The sequence below is a fragment of the Nonomuraea sp. NPDC050733 genome, from assembly GCF_040654215.1.
In the GTDB taxonomy this organism is placed as follows: Bacteria; Actinomycetota; Actinomycetes; order Streptosporangiales; family Streptosporangiaceae; genus Nonomuraea.
Genome location: NZ_JBFAHO010000032.1, coordinates 25,685 through 46,256, shown reverse-complemented (window position 1 = coordinate 46,256; position 20,572 = coordinate 25,685). Strand labels below are relative to the sequence as shown.

Genomic DNA, 20,572 nt, shown 5'->3' with positions numbered 1-20,572 from the left:
GGGTCAGCTTCGCGAGTCTTCTCACGCCTTGCTGTGCGACGATGCCCGCGAAGGGAGGATGCGATGCCGGAACCGAACTTGCGGTTTCAGCGGGCGCGCGAGAGCTTGCCTTCCCCCTCAGTCCCGGGTGAGCCTGCCTCGCGCCAGGATCTAGCTGACCTGGTCAACGCCTGGATATTCGAGAAGCATCAACGAGTAAGACAGCTCGACCAGCAGTACATCGGCAAGCTGGAGCGCGGCGAAGTGCGCTGGCCCAACGCCGAATATCGCGAGGCGCTGCGCGCGATTCTCAACGTAAACCAGGACAATGACCTCGGCTTCAGCCGATCACGGCGCAGCAAACCGGCCGCTACCGTGGCAGATGTGGATCGGAAAGGGTTCCTTCGTACTGCTCTGGGGGTGGCTGCGGCGGTTCCGCTCGCCGACTTGGTGCCTGCCCGGTCGGCCAACCTGCCCGCCGTCGTATCCGCCGCCGACATCCGCGAGCTGAAGCACATGGCCAGCGTCTTCCTCACATGGGATCACACCTACGGAGGCGGTCTGGTCCGTGACGCAGTCGCCGCGCAACTGCGTTACTCGGTCGCACTGCTTGAGCACGCCCGCTGCCCTGCCGCGCTGCGCACCAACCTGTTCGTCGCGGTGGGGTGGCTGGGCCAGGTCGCCGCCGCCATGGCGTTCGACTCCTACGCCCACGACGACGCGCGCAAGATGTTCCGGCTGGCGCTGACGTGCGCGGAGGAGGCCGGCGACTGGCACCTACGAGCCAAGGTCCTGTCCTCGATGGCACGGCAAGCCATCTGGTGCGGTGACGCCGATAACGGACTCACCCTCGTCGAGCTCGCCATGGTGCGCGCGGACCGGCTTACACCGGCAGAGCGCGCCATGCTGCTGTCGGCCAGGGCGCGGGCACTGGCCAAGCTAGGCATGGTGCAGGAAACCCTGGAAACGATCGGGCACGCCGACGACCAGTTCACCCGCATCCACCCGACCGAGGAACCACCGTGGATGCGCTACTACGACGCCGCCCAGCACGCCGGCGACACCGGGCATGCCCTGTTCGACCTGGCGATCAACGGCCAGTTCATTGGGGAAGCATCCACGCGGCTGGCGAACGCGGTAGCAGGGCACAGCGCCGCCTACGTCCGATCCCGGGCGATCAGCGGCATCAAGCTGGCGTCGCTCACCATGGCGACCGGAGATCCCGAGGAGGCCGCCTTGATCGGCGCCCGCGCAGTGACGGACGCAGGAACCGTCAGATCCTGCCGAGCGCAAGACGACATGCGGGAACTCGCGCGCCTCGCCCGTCCTCACGAGACACGGACACCCGTGGCCGAGCTGCGGCACCGCATCCGAGCGGCGATCCAAGCATGACCGACGCCAGCACCGCCGAGTCGGCCGCCAGAGCAGTACTCGACATCGCCAGCCGCCGCGCCGGCCTCGATCCGAGCAGGGCCGAGCTGATGCGGCTCGGCGAGAACGCCCTCTACCGACTTCCCGGCGGCGTCATCGCCCGCATCGCCCGCCCGGGCCAACTCGCCGCCGCCGCGCGTGAGGTCGCGGTGGCGCGCTGGCTCGAAGCCAACGAGGTCGACGCGGTCCAGGCCCTGCCCGGCATTGACCAGCCCGTCGAGGTGGACGGCCGGGCGGTGACGTGGTGGCGGGAACTGCCGCCACACCGCAACGGCACCGCCCTCGAGGTCGCCGGCGCGCTACGGCGGCTGCATGACCTTCCCCTGCCGGACTTCGAGCTGGGCCACCTCGACCCCTTCGTGCGTCTGGAGGACCGGATCGACCGCGCGGTCACCCTCGACCTCGCGGATCGGGATTGGATGTGGCAACGCCTCACCGAGCTCCAGGACCGGTACGCCTCCCTGCCCGAGCGATTGCTGTCGGCCAGCGTGGTCCACGGCGACGCGTGGATCGGGAACGTCGTCGGGACCGAGGACGGCCGCGTGGTGCTGCTCGACCTGGAGCGCTGCTCTGTTGGGCCACCCGAGTGGGACCTGGTCTCCACCGCGGTCAAGGCGTACACGCTGGCCGGGATCAGCGTGGAGGACTACCAGGCGTTCGTGAAGGTGTACGGCTACGACGTCACCGGCTGGGACGGGTTCGAGATCCTCCGGGACATCCGGGAGTTCCGGATGACGTGCATGGCCGCGCAGGTGGCCGCCGAGAACCCGGCACGCCACGACGAGGTGATGCTGCGGCTGGCGTGCCTGCGTGGCGAGCGCGGACCGCGCCCTTGGCGGTGGACGGCTGTGCCATGATCAACTCAAGTTGATCAACTCTCGGTAACGGCACGAATAACTCGGCGTGTCGCACCGCAAGATCTGGCCCCGAGGATTCTGAATCCGATAATGTCGGCGGCTATGAGTGGACTGCAGACCGGCCGCCGCGGACCGGGTCGCCCCCGCAAGGGCGGCCATCGGCACAGCGTCCGATTCATGCATGACGATGTCTACAACCGTGCGTTGGAGACGTGGGAACGCCTCGGCTTCGAGTCGTTCAGCGACTACGTCGACTTCACCTTCGCACTTGCCCATGGCAAGTGGCGGGAGCTCGGTTTCGAGAGTGCCGAGGAAGGCGCGGAGTACCTCCGCGGGCTTGGCCAGGGGTCGCTCGTGGCTCCGCCACGGCTGCGTGCTCGGGCCGACAACGCACAAGAGATGCTGCCACTCACCAACGACGTCGCCGCGTAGCAGCTGCGCGGCTCACACGGAGGCTTCGTAGACGAGGAGATGTAGACGCCCAGGACGGCGTCTAGAACGCCACGAGGGCCCTCGCGCCATCCACCGCCAAGTAGGTGCGCAAGGACCCTCGAAATAGCCGCCCGGTTCCCGGCGGGCTTTCGCATGCCTGGAGCCGGTCAACCAGAAGCTGGTGACCACGATAGACGATGGCCACCCAGCTCTGCCAGTCATGCCCGAAACCGGCGTGTCGCTTTCGGGCATACCCGGCATTGCTGGTCCGCACAACCTCATACCCGCCCCACGTGGGGGGCAACCCGGTCATACCGCGGAGCGAGCTGAGGCTGCCGAAACTTGGGCGGCCCTGGTGCCGCTGCTTGCGCAGGCACCGAGGGTGCGCTACTCGGCTGATGGCGGGCAGAACTTCCCGGCCCGCTACGAGCGGCGGCTGACCCGCGCGCTGCCGAACCGGCCGACGACCATCCCGACGTTCAACCGGGCGGCCGGGACCGGCCGGATGCTGCTGACCGACCACGACGTGAGCCGGGCCCGCGCCCTGGGCGTCGCGGACCCTGTGGGGCGGGTGGCGGCCGAGGCCGCCGGCGTCGTCGCCGCGGTGGAGCGCTGCGGCGGCCGCAGCATCGTCGTCTTGTCCCCCTCCGGGGGGCGGCACACCATCACCTTGTTCGACCAGGACCGGCCGTGGACGGAGCTGTACGCGCTGGCGTGCGCGCTGGCCCGCCGCTTCCCGACGATCGACATCAGCCCCATGTCCAACGCGGCTGGGCAGGTTCGGCCGCCCGGCTCCCCGCACAAGGTGCGCGACGGCCGGTTGACCGGCTACATGCGGCTGGCCATGCCGCTGCCCGAGGCGCTCGACGTGGCCGCCCGGCCGGGCGGCGCGCGGGTGTGGGAGCGGCTGCACGACGAGCTGGCCGTCGAGCTCGGCCTGTACGCCCTGACCCGCGCGGCCGTGATCCCCGCCCCGGCGCCGCCCGGGGACGCGAGCGGCGTCGCGGTCGACGAGGAGGGGATGCCGTGGCTGCCGCGCCGTGGTGGCCGCCGAGCCCCACGCCCGGACCTGGCCCAGCGTGCCCGCACCGGGGACTGGTCGGGCTACCGCTCCCGCTCGGAGTACGTGCTGGCGCTGCTCAGCAGCTTCGCGGCGGCGAGCTGGGCCTTCGCCCAGGTGATGGGGGAGGCCGAGCACGGCATCTACGGGGGCCTGGTGGCGCTGCTGGAGCACCGTACGGCCTGCTATCGGGCCTACCGGCTGAGCGGGGAGGCTTCGCCATGATAGCCGGCGGCCACGGGGTCATGCCTGCATGCGCGGATTCAGGAACCGTGGCGTGCGGAACACCCGTACCTAAAACGCCCGGCCAGCAGCGCCAAAGCGGCGTTCGCTGGACCGTGTTTACTGGCGCGTCCAACATATCGGATCTTGCAATGCGGCCCTCGAGGGCGCTCATCGCGGCGGCGGTGCCGCGCGGGATGCGCCGGGCTAGCTCGCAGAAGGAGTGGCTGCGCGCGCTGAAGGAGGACCTGGAGGTCCTGGAGCTACGCATGGACGGCTACTCCAATCTCACCCGCGTCGCGAACAGGATCTGTTGGGCGGCCGACTGGAAGACGATGTGCTCGCGGCCGACGGTCGCGAAGATCGTGGAGCGGACTGGCCTGGGCAAAGCAACTGTGAAGCGGTGGGTCCGCTGGCTCCGAGAGCGCGGCTGGCTCGGCGTCGTGGAGCAGGGTACGACCGTCCGCTACCGCAAGGGCACGAAAGCGGGCCTGGACGACGACGGTTACGGCAACAGAGCGGCGGTCTGGGTGCTGTGCGTGCCTCGGCGCCCTTTCGCGAAACCGGAGAACGATCAGCCCGCTGACCTGCATGAAGGAACAAGTGAACCCCCTTCTGTTTCTCTCCGTAGGAGAGAAACAAAATGTCCCACGCGCGCACGCGAGGCAGATTCCTCCTCTCGTGATCATTCCCGCATTTCGCCTGCCTGGACCCTGCATGCGACGGCGAGGACCAAACGAGATCGACTTTGGGCCTGCGAGCGGCTTCGTCAGGAGTGCCTGCCGCTGCGTCGGATGACCGCCTGGTATCTGCGATGGATGCTGAAGCCCTTGTTCGAGGCGGGATGGACGGTGGCTGACGTCCTGCACGCACTCGACGTGCGTGCAGACGATAGCGTGTGGGCCTACACGTGGTCGTCGACCAGCGAGCTGCGGCATGTCCCGGGCTGGGTCCGGCATCGCCTGTCAGCGTGGCTGGACAAGGACGGCGAGGTCCTACCCTCGCGCTCACAGCGGGCAGCGGCGGCTTTGGCCGCGCAGCGGGCGGAGCAGGAGGCGCGCAGGCGGGAGTGGGAGGAGAGGGCGGCCGCGGCCGGCGTCGAGCTGGCGCCCGGGCCCCGGGTGAGTCGCGAGGAGGCGCTGGCCCCTGTTCCTGTCGCGGTGCGGGCGGAGGGACCGAATGAGGCGTTCAGGCGGGCCCGCGCGGAGTTGGAGCGACGCCGTCAAGAGCGGGAGGCGCAGACCATCGCCTCAGCACTGGCGCGGGCGCGATGACACCCGAGCAGGGGGTGGCCATGCTGCGCTCTGGGCTGGCGCAGGCCTCGCCCCGGGCGGCGGCAGCAATGCGCGAGCAGGAGTGGGAGCGGGCCGTCGACGGCGGGTGGCGTGGGATCCAAGCCGGTGGCGAGTGGCGGACGCGGCGGGGGAGGAGGCGATCGCGCGGGCGGCCATCGAGCGCGAGATGCACGTGCTGGTGCAGCAGGTGCAGGCCCAGGATGCGGAGCACGTCGAGGAGGAAGCGCGCCAGCGTGCGGTGTCGCCGGCCCGGGCCCGGGCGCGTGCTCGGGCCGAACGCGCCGCGCGTGACTGAGATGGTTCTCGCGCAATGGGTGTGAGCACCGCGCGGGGGTGCGATCGTTGAAGGCATTATGAGGAGTTCGGCTATCGAGGCATGCCTGACCCGGCACGCAGCCCCCCGCGAGCGCACCATGGACGACCACATGTTCGTCGTCGAACCTCGCGGGTCCACGGCCAACCTTCCGGCTGCAGTTGTTCACAGCGTCCGGCGTTGTGCCGGTCGCGGTGGCCACCCAGACCGATCAGGAGGGTCCCTCCCTGGTCAACGCTGCGGAAGACTATGCGGCGGCGGCCTGGCGCCGGCTGTGCCCCAACGAGATCGAGCCGCCCATTTGGATACAGCGTCAGCTTTTGTCCAGTGGAAGCTTCGACCGCTTCGCTCTGGTTACCTTCAGCCGGACCGGTCCGTTCGAGCTGACGGAGCCCCAGTGGTCCGAGATCACCGAGGTCGAGCTGACGAGACTCGTTGGCGTTGCGGTGGATCCCGGCCGCGGGGATGGTTACGTGCCGCGCCCGGCGGAACCGGAGCTTGAACCGCGTTACCGCACCTTCTGGACGGTCCGGCTTCCGCGCCCTGAGCCGTTCCGGGCCAAGGCCTGCATGCCCACGGGGATCAGTTGGGGCGACCGAGGCCTGCGCCAGCTCACTCCCCGCCGCCAGGCACGTCGGTGCTGCTGGTACCACGGCGGAGACTGGCATCGCGTTTGCGCCGCCGCGATCCGCCTGGTGCGACAGGCCGAGCGCGCGGGCGTGGCCGGTCATGGTGGCAATGACTCCGTCCATGATGCTGCTCGGGGCGAGGGCCTCGGTGGTTGGGAGTTGGACGCGCTGGATGCGCTCATCAATCCGGTCGATGGGATTGAGGCGCCCAGCAGATTCCGGACAGTCGGCTACATAAGCTGACAGAAGTCTGGAAGAGGTAGGTACGTGACGAGGCGTCGCAGGCAGTTCTCGCCGGAGTTCAAGGAAGAAGCCATCCGCATGGTGCTGGAGGGCGATCGGACGGTCGCGTCCGTGGCGCGGGAGTTCGACATCAACGCCAGCACGCTGGGCAGCTGGGTGAACCGGCATCGGATCGCGAGCGCGCAGGAGGAGCGGCAGGCGCTCTCCGGGCCGGAGCGGGCGCGGATCCGGGAGTTGGAGCGGGAGAACGCCGAGCTGCGCGAGAAGCTGATCTTCCTGAAAAAAGCGGCCGCCTTCTTCGCTTCCGAGACTCGATGACGCTCGCCAAGTACGAGCTGATCGACGCGGAGAAGGCGCATCACCCGATCGCGCGGATGTGTGCCTGGCTGGGCGTGTCCCGCTCGGGCTACTACGAATGGCGCGAGCGGCCGGCCTCGGCCACCGCGCAACGCCGGACGCTGCTGGCCGCGTCGGTCGCCGAGATCTTCGCCGGCTCGCACGAGACCTACGGCTACCGGCGGGTGCACGCCGCCCTGGCCCGCCGCGGTGAGCACTGCTCGGCCGAGTTGGTGCGTGCCCTAATGCGGCAGCAGGGCCTGGTCCCGGCCCAGGTGCGGGCGTTCCGGCCCGCCACAACGATGCAGGGCGACTACCGTGGCATCCCTGACCTGGTCAGCCGTGACTTCACCGCCGCCCGTCCGGGCACCAAGCTGGTCGGCGACATCACCTACGTCCGCACCTGGGAGGGCTTCCTCTACCTGGCCACCGTGATCGACTGCCACAGCAAGGCGGTGCTGGGCTGGGCGATGGCCGACCACTACCGCACCGACCTGGTCAAGGACGCGATCCGGATGGCCGCCGGCACCGGCCTGCTCCAGCCCGGTGCCCTGTTCCACACCGACCGCGGCTCGAACTACACCAGCGACGAGTTCGGCCGCTTCCTGACCGGCCTGGGCATCCGCCGCTCGGTCGGCCGCACCGGCGTCTGCTACGACAACGCGATGGCCGAGTCGTTCTTCAGCGCCCTCAAGAACGAATGGCTGCACCGCTTCGTCTTCACCACCCGAGCCAAGGCAAAACGGCAGGTCATCCGCTACATCGAAGGGTTCTACAACCACCGGCGCCTGCATTCGGCGCTCGGCTACCGACCACCTTTCGAAGTGCTCAACGAGTCCCTTTCAACCCCGGCGGCCGCATAAGCTACGCCCACAAGACGGCTGTCCGGAATCTCCATGGCCCCTCAGATCCAGCTCATCGCGCTGGCTGGGCATCGACGCTCCTCATACATCAACGGCCAGCACAGCCATGTTGGACGCAGGCGTCCGACGCACCATTGTGATCGACTGGGTGATACCCATGGCGACAGAACGATCCATGCGTGAGAACAATGGAGCGGTATGGCGCGGAGTAAGGCAGGTCAGGCGCGCTGAGCCTGGAGTCGTTCGCCGGACGCCCGCGCCGCTCGGGTGCGAGGATGAGTCGATCCGCCCCGGCAGTGAAGGAGCGCGCGCCCGTGTCTGCTTTGTCTCGCCACAGGAAAGTCAGAGCGGCTCGTGAGCGGCTTGCTTCGCGGTTCGGCGACGAGGCGACTAAGCGTCTGGCCGCGAAATTTGCGTACGAGCTGCCCGCGGTCGAGGCTGTCACGAAGGTGGCGGACGTGATCCGGCTTCCGGACCGCGACGAGACCGTCGATCCGTGGCCCGTGCCGACGCCGGAAGACGTCGATGACGCGCTGCTCGCGGTGAGTGGAGCTCGGGTGCAGCTACTGGTGGACGAGGAGACACTGATCCAGGCGGCGCTGGCGAACGGCCGGTCGTGGGTTCAGATCGGCAAGATGCTCGGCTTGAGCGAAGCGGTGGCGGAGGCCCGCCCGGAAGCGATCAGGCGTGCTATCGCGGACCTGACCCAGCGCGACCCCGGCTCGATCACCTGGCGCTGATGCGGGGACTCAGGCGGGGTGCCAGGAGGCACTCTGACCAGGTGCGGCTAAGCGCCGCGCGTCTGACGCTACAGCGGCCAGTTCACCCCCACTCACTGCACATCTACGACCCGACGTAAGACCCACTCCGGTACGCGGCCGGCATGTCACGCGCGTGCCAGGGAGCGCTCATACGAGCATGGCAGGAGGGCATGGTTGCTGGATGAGCTATCGCAGCAGTTCACCCACGGGTGCACGGTGAACAGCGGGAAGGACCTCGTCCCGAAGTGTCGCGACGAGCCTCGGTTCATGCGCCACGACATGATTCAATGCCGCAGCCAGGACCTGCGCCGCCTGGTCATCTTCGAGGGCAGTCCGTAGCTCCACGGTGAGGATAGCCTCCGCGTCCGGTGCGGATCCGCCGCCTTGACTGAATTGGCGGATGGCGGTCGCAGCAGCCGTCACCTTGAGGAGCGAGTCCCCCGACAGGGGAGAGGTCTGAATCTCTTCCTCGAAATCAGCCCAGCCATCCGGGGGCGGCTCCGGCGTGTTCATGCTCGCCCGTGGGACGATCTTCGACAGCGCTAGTGCCTTCGGCAATGCGTCAGGCTCCTTGGCTAAGGCGCTGAGTAGGGTCAGGAAGTCCACAGCCGTGGCCTGAGCGGTTGGCGTGCCGCCTAGGGCGTCGCGCACCCCTTCGGCAACCAGGTGATGTTGCGTGTCGCCAGAGCCGGCGGCACGCACGAGGATGCGTGCGATCGCGAGGAAATCGAGATCAGCCGGCCCAGGTCCCTGGAGAACGCTCAGCCCGCAGGCGATGAGGCGGTCGCGCCATTTGGGCCACGAGCGCGCCATCCCGTCGTCGATGAGATCTAAGGCCAGCCTCGGCCCGATGGGGACGACGGTGCCCAGCCGGGCTTCGGCTCCCTCGTCGATTGTTTCTACGAGTTCGACCACGGCCTGGTGCTGATGGTCTTGCGGAGTGGAGTACAAGCGGCCGGCGGCGAAGATCCAGGTGTTGCGCCAGTGTGGACTGGCGGCTGCGGTGCGTAGGCGCTGTGTCACACGCTCCAGTGGGCCGGTGGTCAGGTGCATCGCGGCCATGAGTTCCTGCAGGGAGCGCACGTCGAAGCCGTAACCCTCATCGCTGCGGGGCGCGATGAGCACCAGGCGCCGGGTGGCCGCCGTGACGATCTTGACGCGAAGATCGGCGTCGGCTCCGGAGGGTTTGAAACCTGCTTCGTCCAGCACCTGCCAGGTGAGGTTCTCCAGCTCCTGATGGGTCAGGACGGCGTTAGAGCGGTCGCCAGATTCGCTGCGGGCCTGGAGTTCGAACCCGATGCGTTCATGCAGCTGCTGGATCTGCAGCCCGTGCTCCTGCAGGATCCGGTTGAAGCTGGTCTGCTTGTCTCGCTCGCGTCTGAAGACGATCTCGTAGTACGTCCAGAACAGGCTGAAGCGATCCGGCGCGAGGCTGCCCGCCCCGCCGAGGATGATCGTCATGATCAGTACTTGCAGCGGTGTCCGCAGCAGATTGCGCAGCCCCTCGTCGTCAGCGGCCTGGCGCAACTGTGTGGCAATCTTCTCGACCCGGTCCTGGTCCTTGCCAAGCCGCACCGTTGTCACCAGCGTGCCGTAACGCACGGCCTCGTCGGGCTGGAGATAGTCCAGGTCGATGCGCTCGAACTGGGTGGGGGCGATGTTCTCGGTGTAGCCCATCGGGCGGGTGGTCAGCACGACGAACAGGTCACAGTCGTCACCTTCAGCGGTGGTCACCAGTTCGGTGACCCGCTCGATAAGCCGCTTGCGCACGGTCGGCTCGGTGACCTCGTCCAGCCCGTCCAGCACTAGGAACCAGGGCCAGCGGCGCATCCACGCCGACAGCGCGCTGGGCATGACGTTGCCCAGATCGGAACGCTTGGAGACCCGCTCGGCGATGTAGCGGATCAGGGTGGTGTCTTCCTCGGTCCCGTGCTCGTGGGCGTACTCGGCCAGGTCGACGCGCATGGCCCAGCGCCGGTGGTGAGGCAGCGCGGCGCCGAGCCGCGCCAGCGCCTGCTCCATTCCCGAGATCACGTCCTGGTGTTCCCCGCTGAGGTTGCTCGCTCCGGCGAGCATGGCCGCCCGGTAGGCCTGCACCAGGAACTTGGAAATGGTGGTCTTGCCGTTGCCTGGGGCGCCGGCCACGATGAGATGGCGCGGGCCCCGGCGCGTGGTGAGAGTGGGCCGCAGCATGTGCTCGCCGCGGTCGAGCACATGCCGGATCACACTGCCGCGCTCGGCTCCGCCTCCGGCGGTGACAGGCAGGTCGATGGCGACCTCGTGGACGGGCAGGCCCTTGCCGTCGCTGCTGCCGGCTTCGTCGAAGTAGATGGTCCCTTCGCCGATCAAGGTGGTGCGAGCGTGGGCGCGCAGGCCCGGTTCGAGCTGATCCAGCGGCAGGGAGCCAGCGATCTCGGCCAGGTTGGCGAACACGTCGGTGGCGGTGAGGAAGCCGGGAAAAGCCTGCCGCACGCCCGGGTGGCGGTGCAGCAAGGCCTGGATCTGGTTGCCGTCCCACAGCCGCCACTTGCGCAGCCGGGACAGGCGGGCGAGCTTGGCCTTGCGTTCGGCGCCGTCACCGATGTCGCGGCTGTCGTCGGCCAGGGCGTCGAGATAGCGCTGGATGTTGTCGTTCAGGGTGTCATGGCCGCCGGAGCCGGGAACCGGGGTCAGCGGTACGTTGGTGATGATCACGAGGTGATCGGGGACCGGATTTCTGCCCTTGGCTGGGTCGGCCCACGCGTCGAGTTCCTTGCGGACATGCCCCCATAGCCAGGACGTATCGTCCTGAGGCCGAGCCGCCAACTGGTCCTTGTGCTTGACCTGGAACACCGTGTACCCGTCCCAGACCTCGCTGGACTGGTCCTCGGCCGACTGCCAGATGAGTGGGCCCTTGAAGTACAGGTCACGGCCGCCGTCGCGGCCGGCGCCCATCACCTGCACGCCCGCGCCGAACGTTTGCATGGCCAGCGCAGCCGCGAGATCTTGGAAGCCGATGGGGCCCAGCTGCTCCAGGTTGTAGACCACCCCATGCCCTTTCTGCGATCTCGTGAGGCTCGCGCTGAGTTGTGCTGGCGAAGATCTAACGTACCCCTGACGCCCCTGCGCTGTGGTGCCGAGCGGCCGAGGCCCACAATGCGCGGCTCAGCTCGTCCACGTGACGTCGCCGCGAGCACGTGATCGTCACCGGCCAGCCGGCCCAGAACGGGCCACACGCTCGAACGTGTGACCAATCACGGGTGGCGGTCCGGCTGGCCCGACACCCGCCTTCTCCACCGCGTGCTGCGTTGGGGCCTCCGGGCACCGGCGCGCAGCGATGCTTCGCTGCCGGGCCTTGCCTTGGACCCCTCTCCTCACGTGGTCAGCCCTCCGTGCTGTTCGGCGAGGACTTCGGCTGGATCTCGAGGACCTGATCGTCGGGACAGGTGAAGTGGGCGATGACGCTGGCGTGGTCGGAGGAGCGGGCCGCCTCGAGTTCAGCACGATTGATCAGACGAACGCGTTGTCCGTAGACCCTGACGTCGACGGGGGGAAAGCTGTGCCCGGCACAGCTCTGCTCCCACCTCATATCGATGGCCAGAGCGCAGTCGCTGTTGTCATTGGTTGTTTCCAGGAGCTTGACCCTCCCCTGCTCGTTGATCTCCGCGGAGATCGTTCCGCGGGGCATGACGGCCTTGCCGTCGGCGTGTAGTTCCCGCAGCGCGGTCAACATCGCCACCTCGGCTGGCGCGACCGCGGCGGGGGTGGGGAAGTGGATTCCGGTCAGCATTCGCAGATCGTCCAGGAGGATGACGAGCCGTGCGGCATCCAGAACCGAGGCCGAAAGCGGTTCATGCGCGTGGCCACGGGCCACAGGCTTGTCTCCAAGGTGCACCTCGATCACATCGTGCGCCTCGGCGGCGATGAGCAGTTCGGCAACCGGCCTGATCGCTGATGGCCAGTGCCCGGCCAGGCCGGACAGGTGCATATCCATGCCGCCACTCAACGGAGCGCCGTCTTTCGGATGGTCGATGCGGAGGCTCATCTGGACGACTCCGTGCAGATCGGTCCCGTGAACGGACGTTCCCGCATGCCCGGCGGTGCGGGTCGTCAACGAGATGTCCAAGGCTGCGGCGGCATGCCCGTCGGTGGTGAGCACCAGGAGGCGGCAGGGCACGGGCGCAGTGTCCTGGTGGGGAGTCATGACGTGGAGGTGGTTGCCGCTGCCGAACGGTTCGAGCTTCTCGACGAGGGAGTCGGCGTCGAAGACGTTCAGCGCCTCGACGAACCTGCCCTCGATGGCCGTCTTGCCTCCGTAGGCAAGAACCTTTTCCAGGTCGCGCCGAGCCTGGACCCCGTCGGGGTCGTCGGGATCGTCCTGCAACTGAGGGATGATCGAGACCTGTCCAGTGGCCGGGAACGGGGTCATCGTGATCTGCCGGCGGTCGCCGTGAGCGGTGAAGCCGATGCGGTAGAAGGGGGAGATCTCCTGGGCGCGGCCGTGGAGCGTGACGAGCCGGGCGTCCAGGTCGGGAATCCGCGCGAGTGCGGCCTGCTCCAGATGCATCTCCTGGCTGCGGGCGAGCAGTCCGTAGTCGCCGCCCTCCACGTAGCGGCGCAGATCATCGTGTTTGGCGAACTGCTCGTCAAGCCAGTCGATGCCCTGCCAGGCGAGCAGAATCGTGGGGTACTGCGCCTGGAGTCCGTCGAACCATGCCTTCTCGGGCGGGGTGTGTTCCAGCGGCAGGATCAGCCGCCAGGCGATCGGCTTGTGCCGCGCCGCGGTGGCGAGCGACTTCTCGATCTGCCGCTTCCGCGAGGGGGTGAGGCGCGTGGTGAACGACTTGACCTCGAAGATGACAGATCCGTGCTCTGTCTGCAGCAAGCTGTCGACGCCGCCGTCGCCACCGCTCCCGTCCATGCCCTGTGCTGTGGGATACAACCGCCGGATGAGAAGCTTCACGGCGCGTTCGAAGCGCGCCGGATCCTCCGCGACCGACTTCCACTGGATCACGTGTCCTCCCCGGACAGCGGTTCTGATCGTCAACAGCGCCGAGGCTACGCTTCGTGGCCGCTTGCGTCCGTCTGCGCCGGGAACGCAGCCCCTTGGAATCGCCACAAGGCCGATGAGGGCGTGCCGCACAGTGGCGCCCACCAGGAAGTCACTTCTACCGGTTGGCGGTCACGACGACCCTCAGGGGATGAGGTCGAGTTCCACGTCGCCGCTGATTGAGCGGCAGGCTGGCAGCAATTAGCCCCTGGAGTGTCTGGAAATCTTTAGGTGCACTTCCGAACACTGGTACCGGAAGTTGCTGGATCGTCGCAAGAGTATTCATTGCGAGTTGCGGGCCGTTGTAATACCCGGCATCGATATACAATTCTTCTAGATAAGTAAGCAACAGCTTTTCGCTGATCTTGTATTCCTGGCCCTCACCGTGAGCCTCCGCATGTGCGGTCACGACCAACTGCGCATAGATTGACGGCCTGCCTTCCTCCTCGTCCCCTTCTGCGTCAAGGCACACCTCGGTGGCGACAAGCCAACTGGCATCGATCGTCTCCATGTAACTCGTTGCCTGCATCCCCGTCCCCTTGTAGAGCTAGCCACATCCTCTGGCAGGTCGCGAAGGACATGTTGGAGGCACCACCAACACGCTCAGAATCGGGTTGTTGGGCTGCTTCGTCCGGGCCGACCGATGTGCTTCTTGCCGTGCAGCATCTGCCCGGACTCTTGGCGGCGCTTGGCTGCGGCGATACCTTCGACCTGCCGTTCGGCGTGCAGTTCCAGTTCATACTCGGCGGCCGCGGCCAGGATCGCGGACATGAAGCGGACTTCCTTAGTGTCCAGATCGAAGTTTTCCAGGACGGCTCACGTAAAGACGGTTCTCCATCGCCCAGGGACGATCTTTACACGCTTGGAGTGACAAGCTTCCTTGCCGGCGACCGAGGGGAAGCGTAGAAAAGTAACGCGTCAAAATCGGAGGTCTGACCGTGACTGAGCTGTCCCGTTTCTCGGACGCCTACGCGTCGATGACGGTCGCGGTCTATCAGCCGCTCACCGTCCGGTGGGTCTCCGGCTGGACGCTCGGCACGACGGTCGATCTGCTCGTGCCGCGCTTCGAGAAGGCGCGTTCGCTGGACGCGCGGACTCCGTTCTCCACCGCCGCGTCGCTGCTGACGGCCCGGAACTCGCGGCTGCCCGATCGGGTGCCGGTCGCGGACCCGGGCAAGTTTCCGGCACAGCGGCCGGTGGACCCCGCGGGCAATCCGCTCACGTCCGAGGTGCGGCCGGTCGAGCTCGCCGGCTTTCCCGACGCCGTGCTGGTGGCGGGTCGCGTCCATCCGTACGGGATCGTCGACGTCTCCGGCGAGGAGACGGGAAACGTCCGCGCCGGGGTGTTCACCGTTCCGGTCGTGGTCAACCGGCGGATCGGCTTCGCCGACCAGCGTGTGGACCCGCATCGGCACCGCGCTGAGCTGTTGAAGAACCTCATGGGCGCGGTCAACGCTCACATCGACGCCTCGGATGAGGTCTTCGCCGCGGCCGTGGCTGACAACCTCCTGATCGGCAACACAAAGCTGTACGAGTTCTTCCCGGTGCTGACCGTGCGGGAGGCCCTTTCGCCCATCGGGATCGCGCACTACTACCGCCAGCTGTACTTCCACACCGAAGAGGGGGTCGGGCCGCTGGAGGAGGCGTTCACGATCGCCCCGAACGAGACCCTCGAGATCATGTACGAGTCGGTCCGCCGCCAGGTGCACGAGGAACTGGTGGAGCACGGGTCCGAGTTCGTCAGCGAGTCGGCGATCGAGGCCAGGAATACCGACGAGGTGTCCGACAAGACCTCCTCGATGGTCCAGCGCGACAGTTCGGCCGCGATGTCGGCGAACGCGTCCGGTTCGATCGGGGTCTACTCGGCCGGTGCCACGGCGACCGCGAGCTTCGCCCTCTCGGCGCAGCAGGCGAAGGAGCAGGTGACCCGGCGGCTGAAGGACGTGACGACGCGGGCGTCGGAACGCATCACCAAGAGCTTGACGGTGCGCACGCGGTCACTGGACGAGGTGACCTCGACGAACATGAGCCGGCGGGTCATCCAGAACACGAGTTCCGTCCCGGTGAGCTACGGGCTGCGTCGGGTGCTGCGCAAGGTCAACGTCAAAGTCCAGGAACTGGGACCGCGCCTGGTATGGCAGCTCTATCTCCGAAACCCTGGCAGCGGCCTGGCCCGCAGCAGGTTCGTCCACTTCCGGGAGGCGGAGCCGATCACGGTGCCCGATCTGCCACCGGGCGTCCGGCCACGGCCGAAGGGCGGGACCGACACCGGCACCATCACCACCCACCTGGAGTCCCATGGCGACGCGGGCTACTACGCGAAGCTGCGGATCACCACCACGGGCGACCGGAAAATCACGGGGGTGACGGTCGACTCGGTGACCGATCTCGAGGGCGGCGGGAAGGACGACGAGGCGCCCGCTCCTCGGAACGAACCACCGCGCAACGCCTTCTGGCACTCGGCCACCCACACCTATACGGCCGACGTTGCGATAGCACCCGGCGACTCCGACGCGATCGCCATCACCTACACCTACGCCTACGAGCCGTCCGCCGCGGCGCTGGCGGAGTGGAACGCTGAACGCAAGGCGGCCGTCGCGGCGATCACCGAACAGCTCCTGAACGAGCAGTTCGAACGACAGAAAGCGATCATCACCGAGCGGAGCAAGATCCGGCCGCGGCCCGCGAACGAGCTGCGCGTCGAGGAGCGCTACGAGGCGATGAACCGGCTCGTGTCGAGCCTGTTCGGCCGTGGCGACGATCCGTCCGAGCCCACGCCGCTCGAGATCGAGTACTTCCACCGGTACTTCGACATCGATGGGATGTTCGTGTACATGCATCCGTCGTGGTGGGTCCCCCGGTTCACGGCCAACAGTGACGGCTTTCCCCGGCCCGCCTACGAGATCACCGCCGATTCCGAGCCCGCGCCGCTGGGTCGATCGCTCGGCTGGTGCATCCAGCTCGACGGCGACAACCGGCGGAACGAGTTCCTGAACAGCCCGTGGTACCGCATCTGCCTGCCTATCCGAGCAGGCCGGGAGCGTGAGGCGATTGCCTGGCTCGCCTCCCATGTGGAGGGCGAGATCGGCTACGACCCGACGAAGGAACCCCTGTCGGGGCTGCTGGCCGCGATGGATGGCCGCCGGGCCAACGAGGCTGGTCTGGGAGTCGATGGGCCCGACTGGGTCACCGTCGACGCCACCGTCGGCGCGCCGCCGAACCCGCTGTCGCCCGAGGGCGTGTATCCCGTGGTCCAGACGTTCGACGTCACGGTTCCCACCGAGGGTTTCGTCTACGACGAGATCACGATCAGCACGAGTTGACATCGAGGCCTCGCCATGACCCGGCTCGCCGACCTTTCGGGCACCCGGCTCGGAACGCTCGTCTTCGTCGGCGACGACCCCGCCACCGGGAGGCTGGAGTTCGATCTCACCCTCGGCCAGGAGATCGTTCCCTTTGATATGACGATCGCCGGGCGGAACGGGTGGACCACTGTCCTGGCCGCGGTGTCACTCGGGTGGTCGAGTAAGCGGATCACGGCGGTGATCCGCGACCGGGACGGCCGCTACCACGCCATGGAGACGAACGTCCCGCGCGTGATCTTTGACGCGCGGACGAGATTCCAGCCGGTCGACGGCGATTTTCCCTTTGAGCTCGTCAGGCTGGTCATCATCCCTATCAACTTTGCCGGCCCTGTGCGCCGGGATCGGACCGACGGCGAATGCCTGGTCGAGACCAACACCGTCGCCGGGCTCCCGTCGACGGTGAAGAGCATCCGGCTCGCGCAGAGCACGAAGGCCGCCGTCGAAAGGTGGAACACCTGGTGGACGGCGCATGTCGGCACGTTGCGCAGCCCCGAGCCGCCACCCGTGGAGATCAGCAGGCCGTTCGTCGAGGTGGCCAGGATCATCTTCGATCTCCCATCCGCGGAGATCGCGGTCATGCGGTCCAAGGACGAACAGGCACCGGACCGGCTTTCGCTCGACTTCTTCGACCGCACCATCCGCGGGGAGGCTGGAGCGCCGAAGAGGCAGTACGAGGACCGGCTGAGCGGCGGCGGCCGCGGGGCCGTCAAGGGGGTGCTGAGACTGAAGATCGAGTCCTTCGTAGGCTCTCAACTGCGGACGGTGCTGGCCACCGGCATCCATGAAGCGGCGCACTACCGGCATCATCTGCTCACGTCTGACCTGATCGAGCAGTGGCGTCGAGGTTCGGGTTCCCGATCGAGGGGACGCCGCGCGTTCTTCGAGTTCCTGGATCGCGAGAAGCGGGAGAAGCGTCTGTCGGCGATTGAGCGTGCGATCGTCCACGGCACGTTCGGCCCCATCGAGGCGACCCACCCCCTCTCCCAGGTTCATGCCTTCATCGGCGTCTATCCCTTGTACCTGCGCGAGCGGACGTCCTCCCGCGCGCCGCGGAAGCTGGTCGGCCAGGAGCGGTTCGGGCAACTGGCTGCGGCGGCGAGCTACTGGAGAAACGTCTCCTCGCCCGACGTCGCCGAGCTTGCCGTTCGTGCCGTGACGGACTTCGCCCACTCCGACGGCGCGTGCACCGTCGAAGACCTCAACGAGCTGGCCAAGGAGATCGCCGCGCTGCCGCACTACGGCTATCCCGAGTACTTCAAGGCGATGGCGAAGGGGCTACAGGCCGAATGAAGTCGGCTTGGTTGGTCGTCGCGTGGTCGGAGCATGCCGTGGGGAGCTACATTCACCAGTCGGCAACGACCATGAACCGCAATGGCGATCTCTCGCCCGGCTACCTGACGGCTGCGGCACGTTCGGGAGCGGAGGGCCAGATCGGTTGACTCAGCCTCTCCGAAGGCCGCAGTGCGCCGGGACGCTCCACAGAAAATCTACATAGTAAAGCCGCCGGGATCGCCTAGCCCTCCGCAACCGCCCATTGGTGCTGCTCCCCCTACCGGTGATACCGGACATGCGGGCAGAATTCCGGCTCTCGATGATAAGGAGCCGCGCCCAGTGCGGCGGGGGAGAGCCGTCCGGCTGGAGGTGGTTCGTTTGGTGGAGAAGAACCGGCCCCTTTACAAAGTAGATTGATTGCGTCTGCTCGGACCGACGGCACGCTGGGCGGCCCTCGAGTCAACCAGCCAACCACCGAGAACGCGCGGCCTGACCCATCGCCCGGCGACGCATAACCTCCGCAGCCCGCGGACTCGCAGACGCCAGCAAAGCCCGCGCACGAGCCGCCGGACCGGCCGCGTCCACGGCCACGGCCCGCAACGCCGCACGCTCGGCCGCCACCCTCGCTTGCTCGGCAGCCCGGCGCGCAGCCGCCTCCGCCAGACGCTGGGAGCGCGACGGCAACGGGACGCCGGTGTCCGCGTCGAGCCAGACGGCCAGCCGGTGACGGGCCCAGCCAGCGGGATGCTTCGCACTGCCCGCATACGGCCAGCAGCCGCCGTCGGGGTGGTGGTCCAAGGCATAGAGCACGTCGGTGGCGCTCCAGCCGGCCATCACCAGCGGCATGATCAGATGGCGGACGTGCTCAGCCGACAGCCGGCGCAGATCCAAGCTCGCGGCGCGGACCCGCTCAGCGACGACCAGGGCCCGCTCGCGCTCCCGCCGCCGAGCCCTGCGAGCCTCTCGGACCCGTCGATCTTCCAGGGGCCGATCTGTTGCCGCCCTCGTGACGGTGATCAGCCGATGATCATCAGCGATCGTGAGCTGTTGGAGGGAAGCGGCCTCGCGCGCGCGCGTGCGTGGCGAGGGTTCCCCTCCTGCGGAGGGGAACCCAGGGGGGGTCCGAGATTCCTCCACAGGAGAGAAGACGGCCTTCTGAGATCGGGACGCGGGCAGCTGCCGAGGCTCGGCGACGGTCGCGTCGTCGTCCGGGGCGGCCGGGACGGCCGGGACCGCGAGCACGTACTCGGCGGCGATGTTGCCCAACCCATCGTCGATCGCGCCGCACTGTGTGCCCTTGCGAAAACGCACCGTGGATCCTGGCGTCACGGTGCCCAGCAACCCGCGCTCGCGTAGCCAGCGCAGCCACAGCGCCACCGTGGAGCGCGAGCGGCCACTGCGCTCGATCAGCACCGCCCAGGTAGGCCGGCTCGTCATCGACGTCCAGTCCGCGCAGCGCGCCAGCACCCACGCGATCGCCATCAAGCTGGCGTAGGCGTCGCGCCGCAGCACCGCGGTGTCCGGGTGCTCGCGCACCGCCGCGATCCACGCGCCCTGCGAGCGGGCCCGCTTCGAGCCGTCCGGTAACGCGCCGAAGATGGCCAGCCGCCGCGGTGACCACCACGCGGGCAGCCCAGCGCCACACCTACCCTCCGGACGGCGGGCAGATCGGGAAGCGGAACGCCTCGGCCCCGGCGTGTCGTCGTCAGGGCATAGTGGGCTAACCGCTTGGCGCGATGCTATGGTCGTCTCCAAGCATGAAAGCCAGACGACGCGAGAAGGCCGATCAGCTCACCTCGGCGGCCAAACCTTGGAGCTGACGGCGGATTCGCATCATCTGAGTTATTTGGTTGGGAAGCGCCCCCTCTGGGGGCGTTTTCTTTTGGGCTGAGTGCCTCCTGGCCGTGTCCGGGACTTCAACGACGCATCCTTCCACGATCAAGAGCCCAGCGGGAGCGCCCACGCGCCCAACAGGTCCGGGCGTGTCGCGATCCGCGGGCACATCCGCCCCCGAAGGCAGGTCCAACGCCCACACAGCCGCCAGGAGTGGGGCGTGCGTGCGTGCTCGGATGAACGCCGCGGGCTTAGGGATAGCGGGGTGCCCGGGCCGGGCGCTCCGGGCACCCCGCCAGGCGGGGACCCGCAGCGCCCGCGTCCTCACGCGGCGCTCTCGGCACGGATGTCGGTCTCGGCGAGAGTGTCCAGGGAAGCGATCCGCTCTTCGGCCAGCGCCGCCTGCTGGTGCGCCTCGGTGACCACCTCGACCAGCCGATGGCGCAGCGCGGCCAAGCGGTCCTCCACGCGCCCCGCACGCACGCGGCGGGGCAGGTACGGGCGAGCTCGACCAGCTCGCCAGCGTCGGCGACGGGCAGCCGGGCCAGCAGCGCGGCGATCGCCTGCTCCTCCGAAACGTCGAACTGCGAGAGCTCGACCTCGGGCGTGTCCGGCGCGCTCACGCCGCGCTCCCCAGGGCCAGCGGCAGCGT

Annotated in this window: 17 protein-coding genes; 11 read left to right on the top strand and 6 right to left on the bottom strand. The window is 67.9% G+C overall.

Annotation, left to right across the window (positions count from 1 at the left end):
- Window positions 1-63 precede the first annotated feature (63 nt).
- From AB0H64_RS34065 to AB0H64_RS34025, 9 genes are all read left to right on the top strand, one after another.
- Window positions 64-1,371, top strand: coding sequence for a hypothetical protein (locus AB0H64_RS34065; RefSeq protein ID WP_357632827.1), 1,308 nt, complete (start codon window positions 64-66; stop codon window positions 1,369-1,371).
- Complete coding sequence (locus tag AB0H64_RS34060) at window positions 1,368-2,267, top strand: aminoglycoside phosphotransferase family protein (protein WP_357632825.1); 900 nt, start codon at window positions 1,368-1,370, stop codon at window positions 2,265-2,267. Before AB0H64_RS34065 ends, AB0H64_RS34060 begins: the two co-directional genes overlap by 4 nt.
- A gap of 177 nt (window positions 2,268-2,444) precedes the next feature.
- The gene (locus AB0H64_RS34055; RefSeq protein ID WP_357632823.1) at window positions 2,445-2,699 is read left to right on the top strand and encodes a hypothetical protein; all 255 of its coding nucleotides are present in this window, start codon (window positions 2,445-2,447) and stop codon (window positions 2,697-2,699) included.
- Window positions 2,700-3,054: 355 nt separating this feature from the next.
- Complete coding sequence (locus AB0H64_RS34050) at window positions 3,055-3,984, top strand: hypothetical protein (RefSeq protein ID WP_357632821.1); 930 nt, start codon at window positions 3,055-3,057, stop codon at window positions 3,982-3,984.
- 266 nt (window positions 3,985-4,250) lie between these two features.
- Window positions 4,251-5,255, top strand: coding sequence for a hypothetical protein (locus AB0H64_RS34045; protein WP_357632819.1), 1,005 nt, complete (start codon window positions 4,251-4,253; stop codon window positions 5,253-5,255).
- Window positions 5,256-5,388: 133 nt separating this feature from the next.
- Complete coding sequence (locus AB0H64_RS34040; RefSeq protein ID WP_357632817.1) at window positions 5,389-5,571, top strand: hypothetical protein; 183 nt, start codon at window positions 5,389-5,391, stop codon at window positions 5,569-5,571.
- A 200-nt stretch (window positions 5,572-5,771) separates the two neighbouring features.
- Complete coding sequence (locus tag AB0H64_RS34035) at window positions 5,772-6,461, top strand: hypothetical protein (protein WP_357632815.1); 690 nt, start codon at window positions 5,772-5,774, stop codon at window positions 6,459-6,461.
- Window positions 6,462-6,485: 24 nt separating this feature from the next.
- Window positions 6,486-7,660 (top strand): IS3 family transposase gene (locus AB0H64_RS34030; RefSeq protein ID WP_357632814.1). Its coding sequence is split into 2 segments (ribosomal slippage): window positions 6,486-6,747 and window positions 6,747-7,660, totalling 1,176 coding nucleotides; the frame shifts between segments, so codons are not numbered across the junction.
- 314 nt (window positions 7,661-7,974) lie between these two features.
- Entirely contained in the window at window positions 7,975-8,400 is a 426-nt protein-coding gene (locus AB0H64_RS34025) for a hypothetical protein (protein ID WP_357632812.1), read from the top strand.
- A 207-nt stretch (window positions 8,401-8,607) separates the two neighbouring features.
- Here the strand turns inward: AB0H64_RS34025 and AB0H64_RS34020 are convergent, their stop codons facing one another.
- The 4 genes from AB0H64_RS34020 to AB0H64_RS34005 form a co-directional block, all read right to left on the bottom strand.
- A complete protein-coding gene (locus AB0H64_RS34020) occupies window positions 8,608-11,448 on the bottom strand; it encodes a hypothetical protein (RefSeq protein WP_357632810.1) in 2,841 nt (946 codons plus the stop codon).
- 334 nt (window positions 11,449-11,782) lie between these two features.
- Window positions 11,783-13,414, bottom strand: a complete 1,632-nt coding sequence (locus AB0H64_RS34015; RefSeq protein WP_357632808.1) for a hypothetical protein — start codon at window positions 13,412-13,414, stop codon at window positions 11,783-11,785.
- A 154-nt stretch (window positions 13,415-13,568) separates the two neighbouring features.
- Entirely contained in the window at window positions 13,569-13,961 is a 393-nt protein-coding gene (locus AB0H64_RS34010) for a hypothetical protein (protein ID WP_357632806.1), read from the bottom strand.
- 92 nt (window positions 13,962-14,053) lie between these two features.
- Entirely contained in the window at window positions 14,054-14,245 is a 192-nt protein-coding gene (locus AB0H64_RS34005) for a recombinase family protein (protein ID WP_357632912.1), read from the bottom strand.
- Window positions 14,246-14,388: 143 nt separating this feature from the next.
- Here AB0H64_RS34005 and AB0H64_RS34000 point away from each other — a divergent pair, with 143 nt between their 5' ends.
- Entirely contained in the window at window positions 14,389-16,773 is a 2,385-nt protein-coding gene (locus AB0H64_RS34000) for a hypothetical protein (RefSeq protein WP_357632804.1), read from the top strand.
- Window positions 16,774-16,788: 15 nt separating this feature from the next.
- Complete coding sequence (locus AB0H64_RS33995; protein WP_357632802.1) at window positions 16,789-18,105, top strand: hypothetical protein; 1,317 nt, start codon at window positions 16,789-16,791, stop codon at window positions 18,103-18,105.
- A 441-nt stretch (window positions 18,106-18,546) separates the two neighbouring features.
- Here the strand turns inward: AB0H64_RS33995 and AB0H64_RS33990 are convergent, their stop codons facing one another.
- Complete coding sequence (locus AB0H64_RS33990) at window positions 18,547-19,623, bottom strand: hypothetical protein (protein WP_357632800.1); 1,077 nt, start codon at window positions 19,621-19,623, stop codon at window positions 18,547-18,549.
- 621 nt (window positions 19,624-20,244) lie between these two features.
- Window positions 20,245-20,388 (bottom strand): hypothetical protein, encoded by a 144-nt coding sequence (locus AB0H64_RS33985; protein WP_357632798.1) that lies wholly within the window; start codon window positions 20,386-20,388, stop codon window positions 20,245-20,247.
- Window positions 20,389-20,572: the final 184 nt, after the last annotated feature.